The sequence below is a fragment of the Ottowia thiooxydans genome (genome assembly GCF_040548795.1).
Taxonomy (GTDB): domain Bacteria; phylum Pseudomonadota; class Gammaproteobacteria; order Burkholderiales; family Burkholderiaceae_C; genus Ottowia; species Ottowia thiooxydans_A.
Genome location: NZ_JBEPSH010000002.1, coordinates 320,362 through 338,680, shown reverse-complemented (window position 1 = coordinate 338,680; position 18,319 = coordinate 320,362). Strand labels below are relative to the sequence as shown.

Sequence of the window (18,319 nt, the reverse complement as noted above, 5' to 3'; positions counted from 1 at the left end):
AACACGAGAAGTTCAGCGTCCGCCGTCGACCGCCCATGGTGCGAGCACGCGGGCCAACAGGGAAACAATGCCAAAGAGCGACAAGCCAATGATGGAGACAAATGCAATGGCCGCAAAGGCCACCGGCGTATTCATGGTGCTTTGCGAGGTGATGATCACGTAACCCAGACCCGCTTGTGATGCCACGAACTCTCCAAGGATCGCGCCTACTACGGCGGAGGTGGCGGTGATCTTGAGCGCACTCAGGATGTACGGGTAGGCATTGGGAATACGGATCTTCACGAACACCCGCCACTTGGGCGCATTGAACACGCGGCCCAGGTCGAGCATGTCCTGGTCAATCTGGCTCAGGCCGGCTGCGGTGTTGATCACGACTGAGAAAAAGCCAATCAATGCACCTATCAGGAGGTTAGGCACGAGGCCGTAACCGAACCATAGCAGGATGAGTGGGGCGATCGCCACCTTGGGCAACGTATTGACGAATACAAGAAACGGCATCAATGCGCGCGCAGCTGTGTCAGACCATGCGATTGCTGTGCCCAGCAGAACACCTACCACTGCCGCTAGCAGGAAGCCGCCCACCACCTCAGTGGCCGTGACCAGCATATGGCTACCCCAGGGAATCTCGCTGTTAGTGATGGCGTTGAGCACGGAAGCCGGGCTAGGGAGGATGTACTCGCGCACGCCGAACACGCTCACTACCAGCTGCCAGGCCAAGAGCAGAAAAGCGAATATCAGCACTGTGGGCATGTACCGCTTGCCCATCTTCAATGACCAATTCATCTGATTTTTTCCCGTTCGGCTCGCTCAGCGTGTCAGAGGCTGGGTAGCGCGTCACCCTCAGAAGACCAAGGCTCATTCCTCGACCCTGAAAGCCAGTTTATGAGGCGGATTCTTAAAAGTCAACTATTCAGTTGAAAATTGGGCCTAGTGGCTTTCCCGGGGTTATGGCATTCACCATGGCAGCAGTTCTGGGACTAGAATGAATTATCAACTGCATGGTTGATTTCTGAGAGAGGCCATGAAAATCGAAGAACACCTGGGCGCAAGAGGTGCGCTGGTTACGGCGGCGGTGGCGGAGTTCTCCCGCAAGGGGTTCGCAGGCGCCCGCGTGGATGAGATCGCCAGGGAAGCAGGGGTTAACAAGCAACTGGTCTACCACTACTTCGGCAGCAAACAGGACCTGTACGAAGCTGCGCTGGAAAAGGTGTACACCGAGATTCGCGAAAGGGAACGTACTTTGTCGTTGGAGGCGCTGGAACCTCGGGAGGCCATGGAGAAGTTGGTGGGGTTTTCGTTTGACCACTTGCAGCAACACCCCGAATTCATCGCCCTGCTGGCCGACGAGAACCGCCACATGGGTAGTCACATGAAGACTTCCAAGCGCTTTCGCAAGATGCATTCGCCACTCATAGACATGATTGGTGAGACATTGGAGCGGGGGGTGCGCAGCGGCGTGTTCAGGTCGCACAGCGACCCGATCCAGGTCTACATCTCCATTGCTGCCTTGTCCTATTTTTACTTCTCCAACAACCATACGCTGTCTGCCATCTTCAGCAAATCCTTGCGCACGCGCTCAGCACTGGCTGCGCGCAGGAGCCATGTCATCGCATTCGCGATGCACGCCCTGTGCCTCGAGCTGCCTCAAGAGAAGGCGAGGCCTTCATGCTGACTGTGCTTGGAGTCGTCAAGGCAGCCCCTGGCCCTCCAGTTCATACACGGCGGACACGATGGGAGGAGACTTCCCGGAGAAGTCGTGTGGTCCATGTTATCGAGTGCCGAATGCGTTCTTCAGAGTCTTCTCACTGAGCCGAATGTGTGTGATTTCAAAAATCAACTATTTGGTTGACACCGATGAACACCACTCCTATCATCCCAACACGTCAGCTTTCTCATCCTTTCCCATGAACTCGAATACCACGTTCTCCGGCCCCTTTCTTGACGAGATGCCCTTTCCTGAAGCCTTCGACGATGAAGAAGCGCTGGAGAGCTACCTCGCCACGCCATCGCGTGCCCTGGTGCGTGACATGGCAGCTGTGGATGGCGACCTCATGATCCTGGGCGCAGGCGGCAAGATGGGGCCTACTCTGGCGCGGCTGGCAAAAAATGCCATGCCAGGCAGGCGAGTCATTGCGGTGGCCCGGTTCAGTGATCCGGGAATGCGTGAATCACTGGAGTCGCAAGGTGTTGAGACCATTGCTTGCGATCTGCTGGACCCCTCCGCTATCGCCACACTCCCAATATGTCGCAACGTAGTGTTCATGGCTGGCCGGAAGTTCGGTGCCGACGCCAACCACGCCCTGACATGGGCCATGAATACGTATGTTCCAGCTCTGGTTGCCCAGGCATTTTCGGGATCGCGCATCGTGGTGTTTTCCACCGCTTGCGTTTACCCCTTTGTGCCCGTCAACAGTCAGGGCGCAAACGAGCAGTTGCCCCCAGACCCGCCCGGAGAGTACGCGAACTCCTGCGTAGGGCGGGAGCGCATGTTTGATTACTTTTCCCAACAGCATGGAACTCCAGGCCGCTTGTTCCGACTGAGCTATGCCATCGATTTGCGTTATGGCGTGTTGGCTGACGTGGCCACCAAGGTCTGGCAGGGTGAGCCTGTCGATGTGACTATGGGGCACGTCAATGTAATCTGGCAAGGAGATGCGAATGCCCAGGCGCTGCGCTGCCTGGCAGCAGCCACGGTACCCACCTCACCCATCAACGTGAGCGGTCCTGAGACCACATCGATTCGTTGGCTTGCGCAGGAGTTTGCGCGGCGCTTCAGCAAGCCCGCCCTGATCACGGGTGAAGAAGCGCCCACTGCCTGGCTGATGAACACCGGGCAGGCAGAGCGACTTTTTGGCTACCCTCACGTGCCAATGCAGCGTCAGATCGAGTGGGTCGCGGACTGGGTCTCACGGGCACAGCGCTCGTTCGGCAAGCCCACCAAGTTCGAAGCCCGCGATGGAAAATACTGAGGCCTGCGCACCAACGGGCGATCAATCGGTTGAGCGGCTCACTGAGTTGAGGCCAGACGACCTGGAAATGCTCAATCGGCTGGTGATAGAGAGCCACTGGAACCAGGTACCGGCTGATTGGTACTTCTTCTTTGACCGTGGCCATGTACTGGTCATGCGCGACGCGCAATCCCGCATCATTGCTAGCGGCGCGGTGCTACCAATGGATGCAGATGCAAGTGGTCACCGCGTGGCGTGGATCAGCATGATCCTTGTTTTACCTGAAGTCCGGGGGCAGGGCCTGGGACGACGCGTGTTCGAAGCTTGCCTGCGCAGCGCGCAAGCGGCGGCCTACCTGCCCATGCTGGATGCGACTCCTCAAGGAGAGCCGCTGTATACCCAGTTCGGTTTCGTGCCGCTCTCTCACATCACTCGCTGGCGACGCGAAGCGCGCGGAGATAGGGCTTTCATCGCCCCCACTCCACAGGCAAATCAGCAGGCAGACCCGCAAGCGTTGGTGGCGCTGGACAGGCGTGTGCTGGGCTTTGGCCGGAGCGCCTTGATCAATAGCTTGCAAGATAGACCCACGACGCATGTTGTGCACAGCTCGCAAGGCTTTTTTCTGGTTCGCGCGGGACGCACTGCACACCACATTGGTCCCCTGGTTGCGGAAGATGAAGGCCATGCGCTGGAGTTGCTCAAGCAGGCTGTAGATGCCGTGAAAACCCCTCTACTGATCGATGCACCACAACAAGGACCAGCGTTCACCGCGGCCCTTCAGGCAGCGGGTTTTTTGCCTCAACGCGACTTCACGCGGATGGCCTGGCTGCCGCCCGGACGCACCTTGCCGCAAGGCCAGCCCCATCTCATTCACGCCATAGCTGGCCCTGAGTTCGCCTGACAAGTGACTCGCGCAGCTCAGCGCCCTACCGTGCTCAAGGATTGATGCCATGCCCTTAAAACGCTCCGACCTTCCGACTGCTATTCTCGATCTCTTGTCGAATGGCACCGTCATTCCGGCTCATCCACTGGCGCTCGACGAGAACCGCGCATTCGATCGACGTCGCCAGCGTGCGCTGACACGGTATTACGTCGACGCCGGAGTGGGAGGCCTCGCAGTGGGCGTGCACACCACCCAGTTCGCCATCCGCGAACACGGGCTGTACGAAACGGTGCTGCGTTGCGCGGCGGAAGACCGGCAAGCGTGGACCGATCGCCCCATGGTCATGGTCGCGGGGCTTTGTGGCGACACACCACAAGCGGTGGCTGAAGCGCGCATAGCAGTGGGATTGGGCTACCACGCTGGACTTCTGAGCCTGGCAGCGGTGGCTGACCGCTCAGAAGACGATCTCATTGCGCACTGCGAAGCTGTGGCCGAAGAGATGCCAATCGTCGGCTTTTACCTGCAGACTGTGGTGGGTGGCCCTGTGGTCAGTAGCGATTTCTGGCGCCGGTTCGCACTCATTCCTAACGCGCTGGCCATCAAGGTGGCTCCGTTCAACCGCTACCGCACCCTGGATGTCGTGCGAGGTGTGGTCGATGCCGGTGCAGAGGAACGCGTCTTTTTGTACACCGGCAATGACGACCACATCGTCCTGGACCTCGCGATGCCATTCACCGCCATGCGCAATGGAAGTGACGTCACCGTGCGTTTCCGGGGGGGCTTGTTGGGGCATTGGTCCGTCTGGACCGCAAGCGCCGTGAACCAGTTCACTCAGATCCAGCATGCGTTAAGAGAGCGACCCGATGGTTTGAGCAACGAACTACTCGCACTCGATTCTCGCGTCACCGATTGCAATTCAGCGTTCTTTGACGTGAAAAACAATTTTCATGGCTGCATTGCCGGCTGCCATGAGGTCCTGCGTCGACAGGGATTGCTTGAAGGCATATGGTGCCTGGATCCGCATGAAGGGCTGGGGGAGGGCCAGCGGGAGGAGATCGATCGCGTCTATCACCAGCATGGCGACTTGAGTGACGACGGGTTTGTTCAGAAGAACCTGGCGCGTTGGTTGTCCTGATTCGAGGTCGTCTGGGCTCCTGTGCCAGCGCGCGTGAAGCAACTGTAATCAGGACGCGTCCGAGGAAATTCAGCTGCCGCGGATAACCGGGGTGCTGGGCAAGGTTCCGACGGCCTCTATAGTTTTGAGCAGGCAAAGCACTCCAAAAGTCGGCGCATCGGGCCGGATGGCCAGCGACAGCCGCAGTTCGGTTTGCCTGGCGTCATCGTCCAGGTCAATGAAACGAACATGGGCATGTGAGTACATCTGAGCCACGCTTGGCACCAGTGCTACTCCCAGCCCACAGGCCACCAAGCTGACCACGGTGGGCAGGCGCATGGCTTCTTGAACGATGCGTGGAACAAAACCCGCACGTGAGCATAGTTCAAGGACGGGAATGGAAAGCGAGGGAACGCTCTCTTGCGCGAAGGCAATGAAGGCCTCGTCGCGAAGCTTGGCCAGCTTGACGCTTACGTGCTGCGCCAACGGATGGCCTGCTGGAACCGCCAGGACCATGCGATCTAGTTCTATGCAATGGGAGGTCAAGCCGCTGACGTCTTTGATGGGCTCGCGGACAATGCAGGCGTCGAGTGCTTCGTGTCGCAACCGGTCAAGAAGGGTAGAGCTCGCGCCCTCTGAAAGTTCCAGCCGCAGATCTGGCCAATTGCTGGTCAAATACGACAGCAGCCGAGGCAGCGATGAGTAGGCCGCCGACCCTACAAAACCCAGGCGCAGCGGTCCGCGTTTGCCAGCGCCTTGGTCTGCCGCCTGGCGTCTACCGATCTCGATGATGGACAGGGCACGGCTGGCATGCTCGTACAAGATCCGGCCGGCAGGCGTCAGCACCACGCCTTTGGGCGTACGGTCCAGCAAAAGGGCTCCCACCGTGGCTTCGAGTTTTTGCATGGCAACGCTGAGAGCGGGTTGGGTCGTGTGCAGGCCCTCGGCAGCCTGTCGGAACGAGCCCGTGTCCGCAATAGCCATGAACCAGGTCAGCTGGCGGTTATTGATTTCCATGTAAGCGGATGCGGGTAGAGCCAGAGAAAGCCTCATATTAATCCTTGCAGCGTTCCCGGCTTCAACTGGGCCCTGGAGGACGCCTGATCCCAATGTCCGTATCACCCAATACGAATCCGTTATTGGACGCCGTGCGCCTGCTTGCAGACAATGCACGGACTCGCCGGCGCTCGCCCGTGCCATCCCAAGGAGACGCAATGCACCCCAAGATCAGAAATTTGTATGTCCGCTTCTCTTCGATGGTGGTGAGAGCGCTCGCGCTCGGCTTAGTGCTCTTGTGGGGTGGGCTCGCCCATGCGCAGTCCGTCTATCCCGACAAGCCCATTCGCTTGTTGGTGAGTTTTGCCGTTGGCAGCGGCAACGACGTACTGGCTCGTGAGATCGCCAAGGAGTTGACGGGGACTTTGGGTCAGCCCGTTGTCGTTGAAAACCGTCTGGGTGCTGGCGGCATGATCGCGACCAACGCGGTGGCTCAGGCCGCTCCGGACGGATATCTGCTCGGTTTCGGTACCAGCTCGCAGTTGGTGATGAATGTTGGCTTCTACAAATCGCTCCCGTTCAATATTGACAAGGACCTCACCATGATTGCCCTGCTGGCCAAGACCAATATGGTTCTCGATGTGAGTGGGAACGGTGCCAAGACATTGGCGGAATTTGTCCAGCGCGCGAAAGCAGAGCCAGACACCCTAACCTATGGATCAGGCGGCAATGGATCCATCAGCCACATCCTTGGTGAAGCCTTCGCACAAAGCGCCGGAGTGAAGCTGCGGCATATACCGTACAAGGGTGGTGGCTCAGCGGTGATGGACGTGGCGGCTGGCAGGGTCGACATGATGTTCGACGGACTCAACAATGGCGCCGCTCTTGCTGCGGCCGGAAAGATCCGGCTGCTTGCCATTTCTGGTTCTAAAAGAAGCCCCCTCCGTCCCGATGTGCCTACTTTTGAAGAGGCAGGCATGAAGGACTTTGAGGCCTATACGTGGAATGCCATATTCGGGCCGGCCAACATGCCACCTGCAGTTCTGCAGAGACTCAATACGGCCATCAATCAAGCCATGGCATCGGCTGGCGTCAAGGCATTTGTTGAGCGCAATGCGGGTGAGATCATGCCGCGCAATACGCCCGAGCAAGCGGAAGCTTTTGCTCGCAGCGAGCGCGCACGCTGGGTGCCGTTCATGAAGAAATCCAACATAGCAGAGCAATGATGGTTGCACCAACTGGTCCGCTCGCAGGGGTGCGCGTGATTGACATCACAGCGGTCATGATGGGTCCCTGGGCCACCCAGATGCTTGCAGACCTGGGCGCTGACGTCATCAAGGTTGAACCGCCCAAAGGGGACTCTACCCGTAGAACGGGCCCTGCCGGCGAGCAGTTGCTAGGGCCGCTGTTTCTTGGCGCGAATCGCAACAAGCGCAGCATCGTGCTCGACCTCAAGGCGCCGGAGGGAGTAGAGGCGCTGCTTCGCCTGGTGGAGGGCGCAGATGTCCTCACTTACAACGTCCGCCCCGCTGCCATGAAGCGACTGGGGCTCACCTATGAGCGGCTGGCTGAAGTGAATCCGCGTCTAATCTATGTAGGCCTGTTCGGGTTCTCGCAAAGCGGCCGGTATGCGGCAGAGCCTGCGTTTGACGACCTGATCCAGTCCGCCATGGGCCTGCCTAATATTGTGGCGGCACACACCGGTCAAGAACCGCGCTACGTGCCATTCAATCTCGCCGACAGGTCGGTAGGCCTGTATGCATTCGGTGTGATTGCATCCGCGTTGTATGCTCGAACTCAAACCGGTCAGGGGCAACGCATTGACGTACCAATGTTCGAGACCATGGTGCCTGCCATTTTGGGTGATCATCTGTACGGCAAGCGGTTCGATCCGGCCCGCGGCGAAGCAGGCTACCCCCGTCTGCTGTCACGGGCGCGAAAGCCTTTTCGCACGCGCGACGCCTATGTATGTTGCCTGATCTACCACGAGCACCATTGGACCGCATTCCTTGAGGTGATCGGCAAAAGCGAGATGATGAAAACCGATCCGCGGCTGGCCAGCATCGCAACCCGAATGGAGAACATAGACTCATTGAATGAGTTCGTCGCAGGGGAGTTGGCGCAAAAGACCACCGCCGAATGGCAGGCACTGCTGAAGGCTGCCGACATTCCCGTTTTTCCGGTTCACACATTCGATTCTCTACTGGAAGACCCTCACCTTCGCGACATCGAGTTTTTCCGTACTGAAAACCATCCGACGGTTGGTCCGGTATTTGAGACCGCTGTGCCGAGCGAATGGCACGGGACGCCGCCAGGGGGATACATGCCGGCCCCGAGTCTAGGTCAGCACAGCGCTGAATTGTTGAAAGGGGTAGGCTACTCCGAGGCCGAGGTGGCCAGCTTGCTGGCGCGCGGCATCAGCAGCGGCGCTGCCTGAGAAGCAAAGCGCACGGGCTCAATGTAGCGAGTAGCTATTCCGGCTTGATACCCGCTTGAGCTGCGAGTTTTGCGGCGCTGGTTTGTTCATGCTCCAGGAACGTGGAGAATTTCTCAGGGCTTTGCTCCCACGGCTCTGCCGACATGTCCGCCAGTTTCTTTGAAACTTGGGGATCTGCCAACATGGCTGAAACGGCGTTTGCAAGTTTTGTCACCACGGCCTGCGGCATGTTGGCCGGTCCAACCACTCCCCACCAGCCTGCAGCGTCGACGCCTGTCAGGCCTTGTTCAGAAGCAGTAGGCAGCGACGCCGCCAGCGTTGCACGTTTTTGACCAAGTACGGCCACGTAGTTGAGCTTTCCCGAATCTCTGAACGGCAGTGTGGACGGATATGTGGCAACTGCAAAATTCAAGTGCCCGCCGGCAAGGTCGGCCAATGCAGGTGCTGCGCCCTTGTACTGCACTGTCTCGAATGGAATGCCGCTTGCCACCCGGACCATTTCGGACGCAATGCGGGTGGTTGCTTCAGTCACACCGACGCCCAGACCATTGACTGGGTTCTTTGCAACGAAAGACTTGAGATCACTGAGTGATTTCACGCCGGTCACATGAGAGGAGACCAACACCAGAGGCGTACGAGCGAGTGAGCCTATCGCAGTGAAATCCTTGCTCGTGTTGTAAGGCAACTTCTTGAACAGCGCTGGGTTTAACACGTGGCCGTTCTGCGCCAGCAAAAGTGTGTAGCCATCCGCTGGGGCCTGAGCCACCATGCTTGTCGCCACGATGCCGCTGGCTCCGGGGCGGTTGTCAACGGTGACGGGCTGCTTCAAGGTGGAAGCCAGGAACTCCGCTAGCAGACGCGCGACCGCATCTGTGCCGCCCCCGGCCGCTGCAGGCACCAGGATTCGCACAGGCTTGGACGGGTAGGTCGTGGCGTCTGCGTAAGCGAGTGAGGAGCATGCCAGGCCGATGGTGAGAGCCGCGACGCCTACACGGCGGATTAGTCGGGCAGGGCGGAGAGAATTTTCTTTCATGATCGTCCATTCAGGAAGAGGTCTTGGGACTAAGTAGGCCAAAGCCATGGCGTAATGCAGGACATTCGAGCGACTCAGTTGGATCCGAAGCGCTGGTCAATTTCCATCCAGGTGTTCGTACCCATGATGTCGGTGAGCATTGAAAAATCGGGCAGGCGTCCCTGGTCGTCGAAGCGACCTTCGCGAAGCGCGGCCAATGCATTCGTCAGCGACGCGACCATCCGCAACAGCAAGGTCGCTGGATACAGAACTATGGAGAAGCCCAGTTCGCTGTATTCAAGAGGCGTCAGGACTGGCGTGCGGCCGCCTTCTGCGGCGTTGACGACCAGGGGCACTTGAAAACTTGAGCCGATTTTGCGCAGTTCTTCAATGGAGGTCGGTGCTTCTATGAACAGAGCGTCCGCGCCACAGGCGACGTAGCGCTGTCCGCGTTCAATAGCCGATTCCAGGCCTTCGATGCTCCTGGCGTCCGTTCGGGCGATGATGGCAAAGCGTTCATCGACACGCGCATCCAGCGCTGCGCGTAGTTTCTGTTCCGCTTCGATGACCGGCACGACTCTTCGTTCGATAGCCATGTGCCCGCACTTCTTGGGGCTGACCTGGTCTTCCAGCACAATGGCGCACAGTCCCATTTGTTCATAGGTTCTTACAGTGCGAACTACATTCTTGACATCGCCATAGCCTTCGTCAGCATCTACGATGAGGGGTAGCCGGGCCGCGCTCGAAATATCCCGAACCGCACAGCTGACCTCGCCGAAACTGGCAAGCCCCAAGTCCGGCAAACCAAGCCGACAGCCCACCAATCCGAATCCGCCGATCGCTGCCGCGCTGAACCCGGCCCTTTCAATGAGGCGTGCGGAGAGGGCGTCATGCGCGACGGGAAGCAGAAGGGGGGATTGCCCTGCGAGCAGCTCCTTGAAGTTACTTTTTTGCATGAGGGTTCCCAGATGCTTGCTCGTAAGGGTTGAGTCCGTGGCTGGATAGGCTGTAGACCCAAGGACGTCGCACGGCATCCTGTGTCTGGAATGCTGCAATGGCCGCGTTCCGTTTAAGGGTGGCGTCTATGGCATCGAGTCCTTCCAGCAAACGTTCGCGCTGCAAGGCAGGGACATGGAAGGCATAGACGTGACCATCAGCCGACTTGATTTCCTGTCTTTCCAGGTTCACGCTGATTTGCGCTTTGATTGCAGTGATCGCTTCCGCGAGGCTGCTCACATGAGCGGCATCTAGGGTGATCGGAAGCACGCCATTGATATAGCAGTTGCTTGCAAAGATTGAACCGAAACTTGGGGCGATGATCGCCCTGATGCCGAAATCCCGAATGGCCCAAACCGCAATCTCACGCGAACTGCCACAGCCGAAATTAGCGCCGGCGAGCAGGAACTTCGCACGGCGGTAGGGCTCGCGATTGAGCACGAACTCCGCGTTTTCCGATCCATCCTCGCTGTAGCGCCAGTTATAGAAAAGGGCATTTCCAAATCCGGATTTTCCGACGGCCGATGTGACTACACGGCCAGGCGTGATCTGGTCTGTGTCCACGTTGTCCAGTCGGAGTGGGGCAGCAACCCCGGTGATTTCTAGGAATGGCTGCATCAGGCGAGATCCTCGTACTGCCGCGCGGCGGTGATGTATCCCGCGACAGCAGACGCGGCGACGGTGGCTGGGCTGGCCAAGTGCGATCGTACGTTGGGGCCTTGTCGATTTTCGAAGTTGCGGTTCGTTGAGGCGATGACGCGTGCATCTGCGGCAAAGCTCTCCCCGCCGGTGGCTCCACTCATGCAAAGGGAGCAACCCGACTCTCGCCATTCAAAGCCTGCATCGATGAAGATTCGATCAAGCCCTTCTGCCTCAGCTTGATGCTTGACCTGGGTAGATCCTGGAACACAAATGGCGGTGATACCTGGCGCGACCTTACGTCCTTTCAATACTTCGGCTGCCGCCCTTAAGTCTTCGAGGCGGCTGTTGGTGCAAGATCCAATGAATGCCCCAGTGATGGCGAGGCCTTCGAGCCGCTCGCCCGGCACGAGTTTGACGTAGTCAAGCGCGCGTAACCTGGAGTCCCGGGCGACGGGGTGCCTTACTTCGTCAGTGGGCGGTACTGACCCATGGATGCCGATGACGTGCTCGGGGCTCGTTCCCCAGGTGACCTGAGGCGTGAGCCTGCTGACATCGACCACGTATTCCCGGTCGAACTGAGCACCCTCGTCGGTGGCCAGGCTTTGCCAATACGCGACAGCAGCATCCCAATCCTTGTCTCTAGGTGAGAATTCCCGTCCTTTCAGATATTCGAAAGTGACTTCATCTGCCGCAATCAAGCCGCTGCGCCCTCCAAACTCGACGGCCATGTTGCACAAGGTCATGCGTCCGGCGATAGACATCGACCGGACTGCCTGACCCGCGAACTCGATCGCGTGACCGGCGCCTCCGCTGGCTCCGTATTGACCGATGAGGTGAAGAATCATGTCCTTGGCCGAGACGCCGGGCTGCAACGTGCCTTCGAAACGTACCCGCATGGTTTTCGGTTTGGTGGTGACGATAGTCTGTGTCGCCAGTGCGTGTTCGCTGTCGCTGGAGCCCACGCCCCAGGCGAATGCCCCGATGCCGCCAATGGTGCAGGTATGGCTGTCTCCGCAGATGAATGTCGTCCCGGGAAGCGCCAGTCCCAGCTCTGGCGCAATCACGTGCACGATTCCCTGGCGCGGATCTTTCAGATCGAAGAATCGAATGCCATGGGGCTGGATGCGTTGAGAAAACTCCCTTAGAAATTCATTTCCGCCGGGCATGCGCGTCGTCATGCCCCGGCCGGGAAGGGTCTCAAGCATGTGGTCGACGGTGCCAAACGTGAGCTCTGGGTTGCGCACTCGGCGACCTTGAAGGTCGATTTCCTTGAGCGAGACCGCGCCACTCACTTCATGCAGGAAATGCCGGTCGATGTGAATCAGGAAAGCATCGTCTCCAAGATCTTCAACGACGTGGTCATCCCAGATTTTCTGGAATGCGGTTTTAGCTTCCGGTGCAGGGGTATGGGCTCTAGCGGAGGTCATTTCGATCATGGGAACTTCGATACGCACATCCTTCAAAAGGGTGTGTCACCAATAATGTACTACATTATTGGTGACACTAAGTCTGACCCAAGCGATGCCCACGACGGCGAACGCACGTTTGCAGATGCAGCGGATCAATGCCAATGCGGCGACGCGTCCTGCCATAGCGATCGTGCGCAACCAGCGCGCCGACAGGAGCGTGCAGTCAGGCTTGCGGGTCAGCCGAAGTGGTCGTCAGGGATCTGCTCCAGGCTTTCCCTTGACTTGCGAATATGCGCGCGCATGGACTCTTCAGCGTCGTCAGCTTGACCGGTGAGCACCGCTTCTATGATGGGGCAATGCTCGCTGTGCGAGCGAAGCGCTCGGTCGGGATTGAGCAGGGGAAGAAATTGCAGGCGGAAGGCCGGAATGCTCAGTTGTTCAACGATCCGGCGCAATGCACTTGAGCCGGCCTGCTCGACGAGCAGGGCATGTAGCCGATCGTTCAGTCCCGCGTAGGCTGTAACGTCGCGTTTGGCCACCGCTTCATCCATTTCGCGTGAAAGCTGCTGCAATTGCCTTGCATGGCCAGGCAGTTCAATCCGCTCTGCTGCCATGCGTGCCGCCAGCGATTCCACGGCCTCACGCACTCTATAGAGATCTAGTGTTTCCGCGCGCGTCAATCTGGGGACTCGGACGCCGCGGTTGTGCTCTTGTGTCAGCAGCCCGTCCGCGACCAGTTGCCGAAGGGCCTCCCGGACCGGCCCACGGCTGACGCCGAAGGTTTCGCACAGTTCAGACTCAATCAGCCGCTGGCCCGAGGCATAGCGGCCTTTGCGAAGCTGTTCGCGCAGGGTCCTGGCTATTCGGTTGGCCGCCGACCCCTCCTGATCAGGCTCTGAATTGGACAAGGAGGTAGCCATGTGCTGGAACGTAGGACATAAGTGTCCGGCATTCTAAGGCTCGGTCCGATTCAGAACTCAAGCCAAATGGTATGGAATGCCGCAATACCCAGAGTGGCGCAGAGTGGACAAAACCGAATTCTCGCTTCAATGGGTGATTGAAACGGGAAATGCCAGTAGTACGGTTGCTGTAGGCCATTCAATCCAGCAATGAAAGCGCGTGTGAAGCGCAGTTACCGCATCGGGATGCGCAAAACCCCAAGACTCGGTGTGTACGACCCCAGAGAATGAGCCGTCACCCCACAGCCCATCATGAAGACGAATTTCAGCGAAACGCAACTGGCAGATCCTCAGATCGCAGAGGCCAACAACATCCTCAAAAGCTGCCAGCATTTCGGATTTTGTACGTCGGGATGCCCTACCTATGTGCTCTTGCACGACGAAAACGATAGTCCTCGTGGGCGGATTGATTTGATCAAGGACATGCTGGAGTCGGGACAAGCGCCCTCGGCGAAGACAGTGGCTCATATTGATCGCTGTTTGTCTTGCATGTCGTGTATGACGACCTGTGCTGTGAAGGTGGACTATATGCACCTGGCGGATACGGCACGCGAATACATTGAGTCTCACTATCGCAGGCCTTGGGCAGAAAGATGGACCAGGGACGTCCTTTCGTTCGTGCTGCCTCGCCGCCAGTGGTTTCGCGCCGCGCTCGCTGTGGGCCGCCTGGCGTCCAAAGTGGGTTTGCCGGTGCCTGCCCGATTGAAGCCTGCATTGGACTTGCTTCCCAAGGAATCTCCACCACCAGGAAACGCGTTACTGGGAGAGGTGTTTCCAGCAGAAGGAACCCGACGTTGGCGCGTGGCCTTGCTTTCCGGTTGCGTGCAACCGGAGATGGCGCCCCAGATCAACGCCGCCACCATCCGATTGCTTACAAGGTTTGGATGCGAAGTGGTGATGCCGGAGGAAGCCGGATGCTGTGGCTCTCTCAATCTTCACATGGGAAAGGCCGATGCTGCCCGCGCGTTCGCCCGCGTGAATGTGAGAGCCTGGGCTCGCTTGCTTGACGAGGGGCTGGATGCCATTGTCACCAATGCCTCGGGCTGCGGCACGACGGTCAAGGATTACGCCCATTTGCTGGGTGAAGATCCTGAAATGGCGGACGTGGCCGCGACGATTTCAGGGCTGGCGCTCGACGTGTCGGAGTGGATCACGAAAATGCGGCTTCCGCACCCGACGCAAGCCAGGCGGCATCGCGTGGCCTACCACGACGCATGTTCTCTGAGAAACGTACAGCACGTCACATCTGAACCTCGGAAGTTGCTGAAGGAAGCAGGGTTTGTTGTGAAAGACGTCCCGGAAGCGCATTTTTGCTGCGGCTCTGCGGGTACATACAACATTTTTCAGCCTGTGATCGCAGAGCAGCTCGGCCAGCGCAAGGCAGCCAATATTGCCAGCACCGAACCGCAGATCGTTGCTGCGGGAAACATCGGCTGCATCACCCAAATCGGCTTGTACAGCGGCACCCCTGTTGTGCATACCGTGGAGTTGCTTGATTGGGCGCATGGCGGTCCCGTTCCACCCGCGCTGCACGGAGTCAGCTTGCAGGAGCTGGAGGCCTTGGAACCGGCGATTGAAGCAGCGCCTGTCGACGAACACGTCATGTCCTTTGTGCAGCCCTCTGCCAAAGGTGCGCCGGATGTTGGCATTTGGTGATTACAGATTACACGCCCTAGTTTGATTGGAGATTGAAATGATGGACCTGGAAGGATTTCTGAAAAGCGTCGGTGAGAAAATTGGCGCGCAATGGGTCGACACCCGGCATGAGACTCTGGCTCGCTACGGGGAGCACACCCTGCCCGCTGAAGCGCGCGCCCCGTCTGCAGTGGTGTTTCCCTCATCCACTGCCGAAGTACAAGAAATTGTTTTGGCAGCCAACGAGTACCACGTGGCGCTGTTTCCCGTCAGCACGGGCAATAACATTGGCCTGGGCTCGAGAGCTCCTGCTCGTGCAGGACAGGTGGTGGTGGACCTCGGGCACCGCATGAACCGAATCCTCGAAGTCAACGAAGAAACCTGCTATGCCGAGTTGCAGCCGGGCGTGAGCTTTACCATGCTCCACGACGAGCTGGAACGCCGCGGCGGGAAACTCATGCTGTCCGCTACGTCCGGCCCCCCGCATGGCGGGGTCATGGGCAACGCGATGGACAGGGGGGCAGGCTATGGGCCCTACTTTGACCATTTCGGCATGCTTTGCGGCATGGAGGTCGTGCTCGGAAATGGCGATGTCATCCGTACCGGCGATGGGAGCCTGGATTCAGAGGAATTGGTGAACTGGCACGTCTCGAAGTTTTCCTTCGGTCCAGCGCTGGACGGGCTGTTCTCACAATCCAACTACGGCATCGTGACACGGGTAGGCGTTTGGCTCATGCCCCGTCCACCGGCCGCCCGTTCTTTTCATTTCACCTTTCCTGACGACGAGGACATCGCAGAGATCATTGAACTCTGCCGTCCAATGAAGCTCTCCAACTTCGTGCCGTCGCTCTTTCGTGTTGCCAACGACCTGTACGCCATCGCACCCGACGAGGTGAGCGCGGAATATGCCCCAGGCGTGAAAAACGCCATCAGTAAAGAAGGGCGGTTGGCATTGCAAAAGCGCCATGGCCTGGGTGCCTGGCAAGTGTCCGGTATGTTCTATGGCGCATCAGACGCCGCCATAGAGCCCCTGATTCAGCGCGTACGAGGGCATTTTGAACGCAGTGGAAAGGCACGCTACATCAGTCATGACGAAGCCCAGAACATTTCTGCGCTGAAGGTCGCGATCGACTCGATGACAGGCCGGCCCAGCGCGTCTGAGCTGGGGATGCTGAAATGGCGTCCAGGAAGTGGCAACGCCTGGTTCTTGCCCGGCACACCCATGGTAGGGGCGCAGGCGTTGGAGCTTGACCGAGTTGGGCGAGGTATCTATGAGAAGCACGGCATGGACTACATCGTCATGCACGTGGCTTCGGCGCGGTTTGCACGGGGTTTGCATGTACTCTCATGGAACAAGGACGATGCAGATGAGAACCGCCGCGCCGATGCGTGCTACAGGGAACTCAGTACAGAGTTCGCCAAGCGTGGGGTAGGGGTAGGCCGCGCACCAGCGGACTACTACGACTTTCACATGGACCAGATGCTACCCAGCTTGAAGAAGGTCTACAGCAGCTTGAAGAGAGCGCTGGACCCTAACGCGGTGATCAGTCCCGGAAAGTACGGCATTGATGGGGAGCAATGAACCATGACAGATAATTGGTTAGGCCCCAAGCCAGGCTCCCACATGGTGGTTGCTGGAGGGTGTGGTGGCATTGGTGCGGAACTCGTGCGCGAGGCGGTGGACAAGGGTCTGCGCGTGACGGTGCTGGACCTTGCGCAGTCCAGGGCGGCTCAGCCCGACATGCAAGGGGTGGACTACATTGACTTTGATGCTCGGAATGCAGCTTCCATTTCGGAAGCGGTAGCGGCTATCGGCGCCAAAACCGATTGCGTGGACAGTTTCGTGTTTCTCTGCGGCTACCCCATCTTGCCGCGTCGGCCTCTCGCAGAGGTGGCACTCTCGGCATGGAATGAACTGATGGAGGTCAACCTGACCTCTGCCTATCTGCTGGCGGGGGGACTGTTGCCATTACTCCGTAAGAGTGATCAGGCCGCTATTGTTACCGTGGCATCCAGTCTGGCGTACCAGGTCATGCCGGGTATGGGCGCGTATGCCGCATCCAAAGGAGCCTTGGTCAGCCTGACCAAGGCCTTGGCCATGGAATGCGCTCCGCACGTGCGTGCCAATGTTGTGGCTCCTGGTGCGGTGGACACCGAGTTCCTGGGAGGCGGGCGCGGGCGGGATTCCTCGGCGGATCGAAGCTGGTTTGACGACATGGCTGCAAAATACGTATCGACGATTCCATTGGCCCGTGTGGCGGAGCCCTCTGACGTGACAGGCCCTATCTTCTTTCTGGCGGGAGCAGGTTCGAAATATATGACAGGACAAGTGTTGCACCTTAACGGCGGTCGTTTGACTCCATGAACAATCTGGCTGGTCAGAAGTACGCGCCACAAGCGATTGCACCTCTTGAGGGTGACGCTGAGTACGAATATGTCACCGGACAGATGAGAGCCAGCTTCCCCGCGCTGCTGGAAGAGTTTCGCGCTGCCAGTGCCGCAGCGCAGGTTCTGGACGGTTGGGTATGGGACGTCAAATATGGCGAGCACCCGCGCGAGACTTTCGACTTCCGCGCGGCACAGGGCAGTTCACGTGGAACTCTGATCTACCTGCACGCGGGTTACTGGCAATCCAGGGACAAGTCGCAGTTCCGCTTCCTGGTGCCAGCACTCAATGAGGCTGGGTTCAACGTCGCGCTGGCCAACTATCCACTTTGCCCTGAAGTGTCTGTTCAAGACATCATTCTTTCTGTCTGCCATCTCCCACCGGCGGTCCGGTCTCTAACGAAAAGCGCTCGCCAGAAGCCTTTGATCGTTGCCGGTCACTCGGCAGGCGGGCATCTCGCCGTCGAGATTGCATGTCGTCCCGACATGGCTGGCTCCGTGGATGGAGTGCTTGCGATCAGCGGCATCTACGATTTGACGGGCCTGATAGGTACTTCACTTAACAGAAATCTGAGGCTGGACGAAGAAACGGCACGTGCGGCGTCGCCATTGCGCCGCGTGCCTGATCATGTGCCTGCCGCAGTGTTCGTGGTTGGTGGTGGTGAAACGACGGCCTTCAAACAACAGAATCAGGCCATGGCCGATGCATGGCGCGCGGCTGGGGATTGCCGTGACGCGGTCTCTGCGCAAGACGACCATTTCATGGTGTTGAGGAGCTTTGGCCATTCGGTTGGTCTGCTGCGCACCATGTTGATGGGATTCTTGGACTAGCTCAGCAGAAAACAGAACGCGGGCAGGACCTGGGCAAGATCCAGGCGGGAGCAAGGGGCAACTCGCCGGATA

The 18,319-nt window shown here is 58.6% G+C and carries 17 protein-coding genes; 10 read left to right on the top strand and 7 right to left on the bottom strand.

The window, feature by feature from the left end:
- Nucleotides 1-12 precede the first annotated feature (12 nt).
- Nucleotides 13-783, bottom strand: a complete 771-nt coding sequence (locus ABIE13_RS05150) for an ABC transporter permease (RefSeq protein WP_354441759.1) — start codon at nt 781-783, stop codon at nt 13-15.
- A 238-nt stretch (nt 784-1,021) separates the two neighbouring features.
- On the opposite strand from ABIE13_RS05150, the gene ABIE13_RS05145 reads away from it, so the two are divergent.
- The 4 genes from ABIE13_RS05145 (at nt 1,022) to ABIE13_RS05130 (ending at nt 4,966) form a co-directional block, all read left to right on the top strand.
- Nucleotides 1,022-1,672, top strand: coding sequence for a TetR/AcrR family transcriptional regulator (locus ABIE13_RS05145; protein ID WP_354441758.1), 651 nt, complete (start codon nt 1,022-1,024; stop codon nt 1,670-1,672).
- A gap of 232 nt (nt 1,673-1,904) precedes the next feature.
- Nucleotides 1,905-2,969, top strand: a complete 1,065-nt coding sequence (locus ABIE13_RS05140; protein ID WP_354441756.1) for an NAD-dependent epimerase/dehydratase family protein — start codon at nt 1,905-1,907, stop codon at nt 2,967-2,969.
- Nucleotides 2,956-3,849: a GNAT family N-acetyltransferase gene (locus ABIE13_RS05135; RefSeq protein ID WP_354441755.1), complete on the top strand. Its 894-nt coding sequence runs from the start codon at nt 2,956-2,958 to the stop codon at nt 3,847-3,849. Before ABIE13_RS05140 ends, ABIE13_RS05135 begins: the two co-directional genes overlap by 14 nt.
- A gap of 49 nt (nt 3,850-3,898) precedes the next feature.
- A complete protein-coding gene (locus ABIE13_RS05130; protein WP_354441753.1) occupies nt 3,899-4,966 on the top strand; it encodes a dihydrodipicolinate synthase family protein in 1,068 nt (355 codons plus the stop codon).
- A gap of 69 nt (nt 4,967-5,035) precedes the next feature.
- Here ABIE13_RS05130 and ABIE13_RS05125 read toward each other — a convergent pair whose 3' ends face one another.
- Complete coding sequence (locus ABIE13_RS05125; protein ID WP_354441751.1) at nt 5,036-5,962, bottom strand: LysR family transcriptional regulator; 927 nt, start codon at nt 5,960-5,962, stop codon at nt 5,036-5,038.
- 197 nt (nt 5,963-6,159) lie between these two features.
- On the opposite strand from ABIE13_RS05125, the gene ABIE13_RS05120 reads away from it, so the two are divergent.
- Both ABIE13_RS05120 and ABIE13_RS05115 read left to right on the top strand, forming a co-directional pair.
- Complete coding sequence (locus ABIE13_RS05120; RefSeq protein ID WP_354441749.1) at nt 6,160-7,167, top strand: Bug family tripartite tricarboxylate transporter substrate binding protein; 1,008 nt, start codon at nt 6,160-6,162, stop codon at nt 7,165-7,167.
- The gene (locus ABIE13_RS05115) at nt 7,167-8,378 is read left to right on the top strand and encodes a CaiB/BaiF CoA transferase family protein (RefSeq protein WP_354442347.1); all 1,212 of its coding nucleotides are present in this window, start codon (nt 7,167-7,169) and stop codon (nt 8,376-8,378) included. Before ABIE13_RS05120 ends, ABIE13_RS05115 begins: the two co-directional genes overlap by 1 nt.
- Nucleotides 8,379-8,412: 34 nt before the next feature.
- On the opposite strand, the gene ABIE13_RS05110 is transcribed toward ABIE13_RS05115, so the two are convergent.
- From ABIE13_RS05110 to ABIE13_RS05090, 5 genes are all read right to left on the bottom strand, one after another.
- Nucleotides 8,413-9,411 (bottom strand): Bug family tripartite tricarboxylate transporter substrate binding protein, encoded by a 999-nt coding sequence (locus tag ABIE13_RS05110; RefSeq protein ID WP_354441747.1) that lies wholly within the window; start codon nt 9,409-9,411, stop codon nt 8,413-8,415.
- A gap of 74 nt (nt 9,412-9,485) precedes the next feature.
- Nucleotides 9,486-10,346: an isocitrate lyase/PEP mutase family protein gene (locus tag ABIE13_RS05105; protein WP_354441745.1), complete on the bottom strand. Its 861-nt coding sequence runs from the start codon at nt 10,344-10,346 to the stop codon at nt 9,486-9,488.
- Entirely contained in the window at nt 10,333-11,004 is a 672-nt protein-coding gene (gene leuD, locus ABIE13_RS05100; RefSeq protein ID WP_354441743.1) for a 3-isopropylmalate dehydratase small subunit, read from the bottom strand. The genes ABIE13_RS05105 and leuD overlap by 14 nt, the downstream gene beginning before the upstream one ends.
- Complete coding sequence (gene leuC, locus ABIE13_RS05095; protein WP_354441742.1) at nt 11,004-12,455, bottom strand: 3-isopropylmalate dehydratase large subunit; 1,452 nt, start codon at nt 12,453-12,455, stop codon at nt 11,004-11,006. Before leuC ends, leuD begins: the two co-directional genes overlap by 1 nt.
- Nucleotides 12,456-12,673: 218 nt before the next feature.
- Entirely contained in the window at nt 12,674-13,357 is a 684-nt protein-coding gene (locus tag ABIE13_RS05090; RefSeq protein ID WP_354441740.1) for a GntR family transcriptional regulator, read from the bottom strand.
- Nucleotides 13,358-13,648: 291 nt separating this feature from the next.
- Here ABIE13_RS05090 and glcF point away from each other — a divergent pair, with 291 nt between their 5' ends.
- Genes glcF through ABIE13_RS05070 form a run of 4 tightly spaced genes read left to right on the top strand, consistent with a single transcriptional unit; the run spans nt 13,649 to nt 18,247 of the window.
- Complete coding sequence (gene glcF, locus ABIE13_RS05085; RefSeq protein WP_354441738.1) at nt 13,649-15,052, top strand: glycolate oxidase subunit GlcF; 1,404 nt, start codon at nt 13,649-13,651, stop codon at nt 15,050-15,052.
- A 37-nt stretch (nt 15,053-15,089) separates the two neighbouring features.
- Nucleotides 15,090-16,613, top strand: coding sequence for an FAD-binding oxidoreductase (locus ABIE13_RS05080; protein ID WP_354441736.1), 1,524 nt, complete (start codon nt 15,090-15,092; stop codon nt 16,611-16,613).
- A 3-nt stretch (nt 16,614-16,616) separates the two neighbouring features.
- Nucleotides 16,617-17,396: an SDR family NAD(P)-dependent oxidoreductase gene (locus tag ABIE13_RS05075; RefSeq protein ID WP_354441734.1), complete on the top strand. Its 780-nt coding sequence runs from the start codon at nt 16,617-16,619 to the stop codon at nt 17,394-17,396.
- Nucleotides 17,393-18,247 (top strand): alpha/beta hydrolase, encoded by an 855-nt coding sequence (locus tag ABIE13_RS05070; RefSeq protein ID WP_354441733.1) that lies wholly within the window; start codon nt 17,393-17,395, stop codon nt 18,245-18,247. The genes ABIE13_RS05075 and ABIE13_RS05070 overlap by 4 nt, the downstream gene beginning before the upstream one ends.
- Nucleotides 18,248-18,319: the final 72 nt, after the last annotated feature.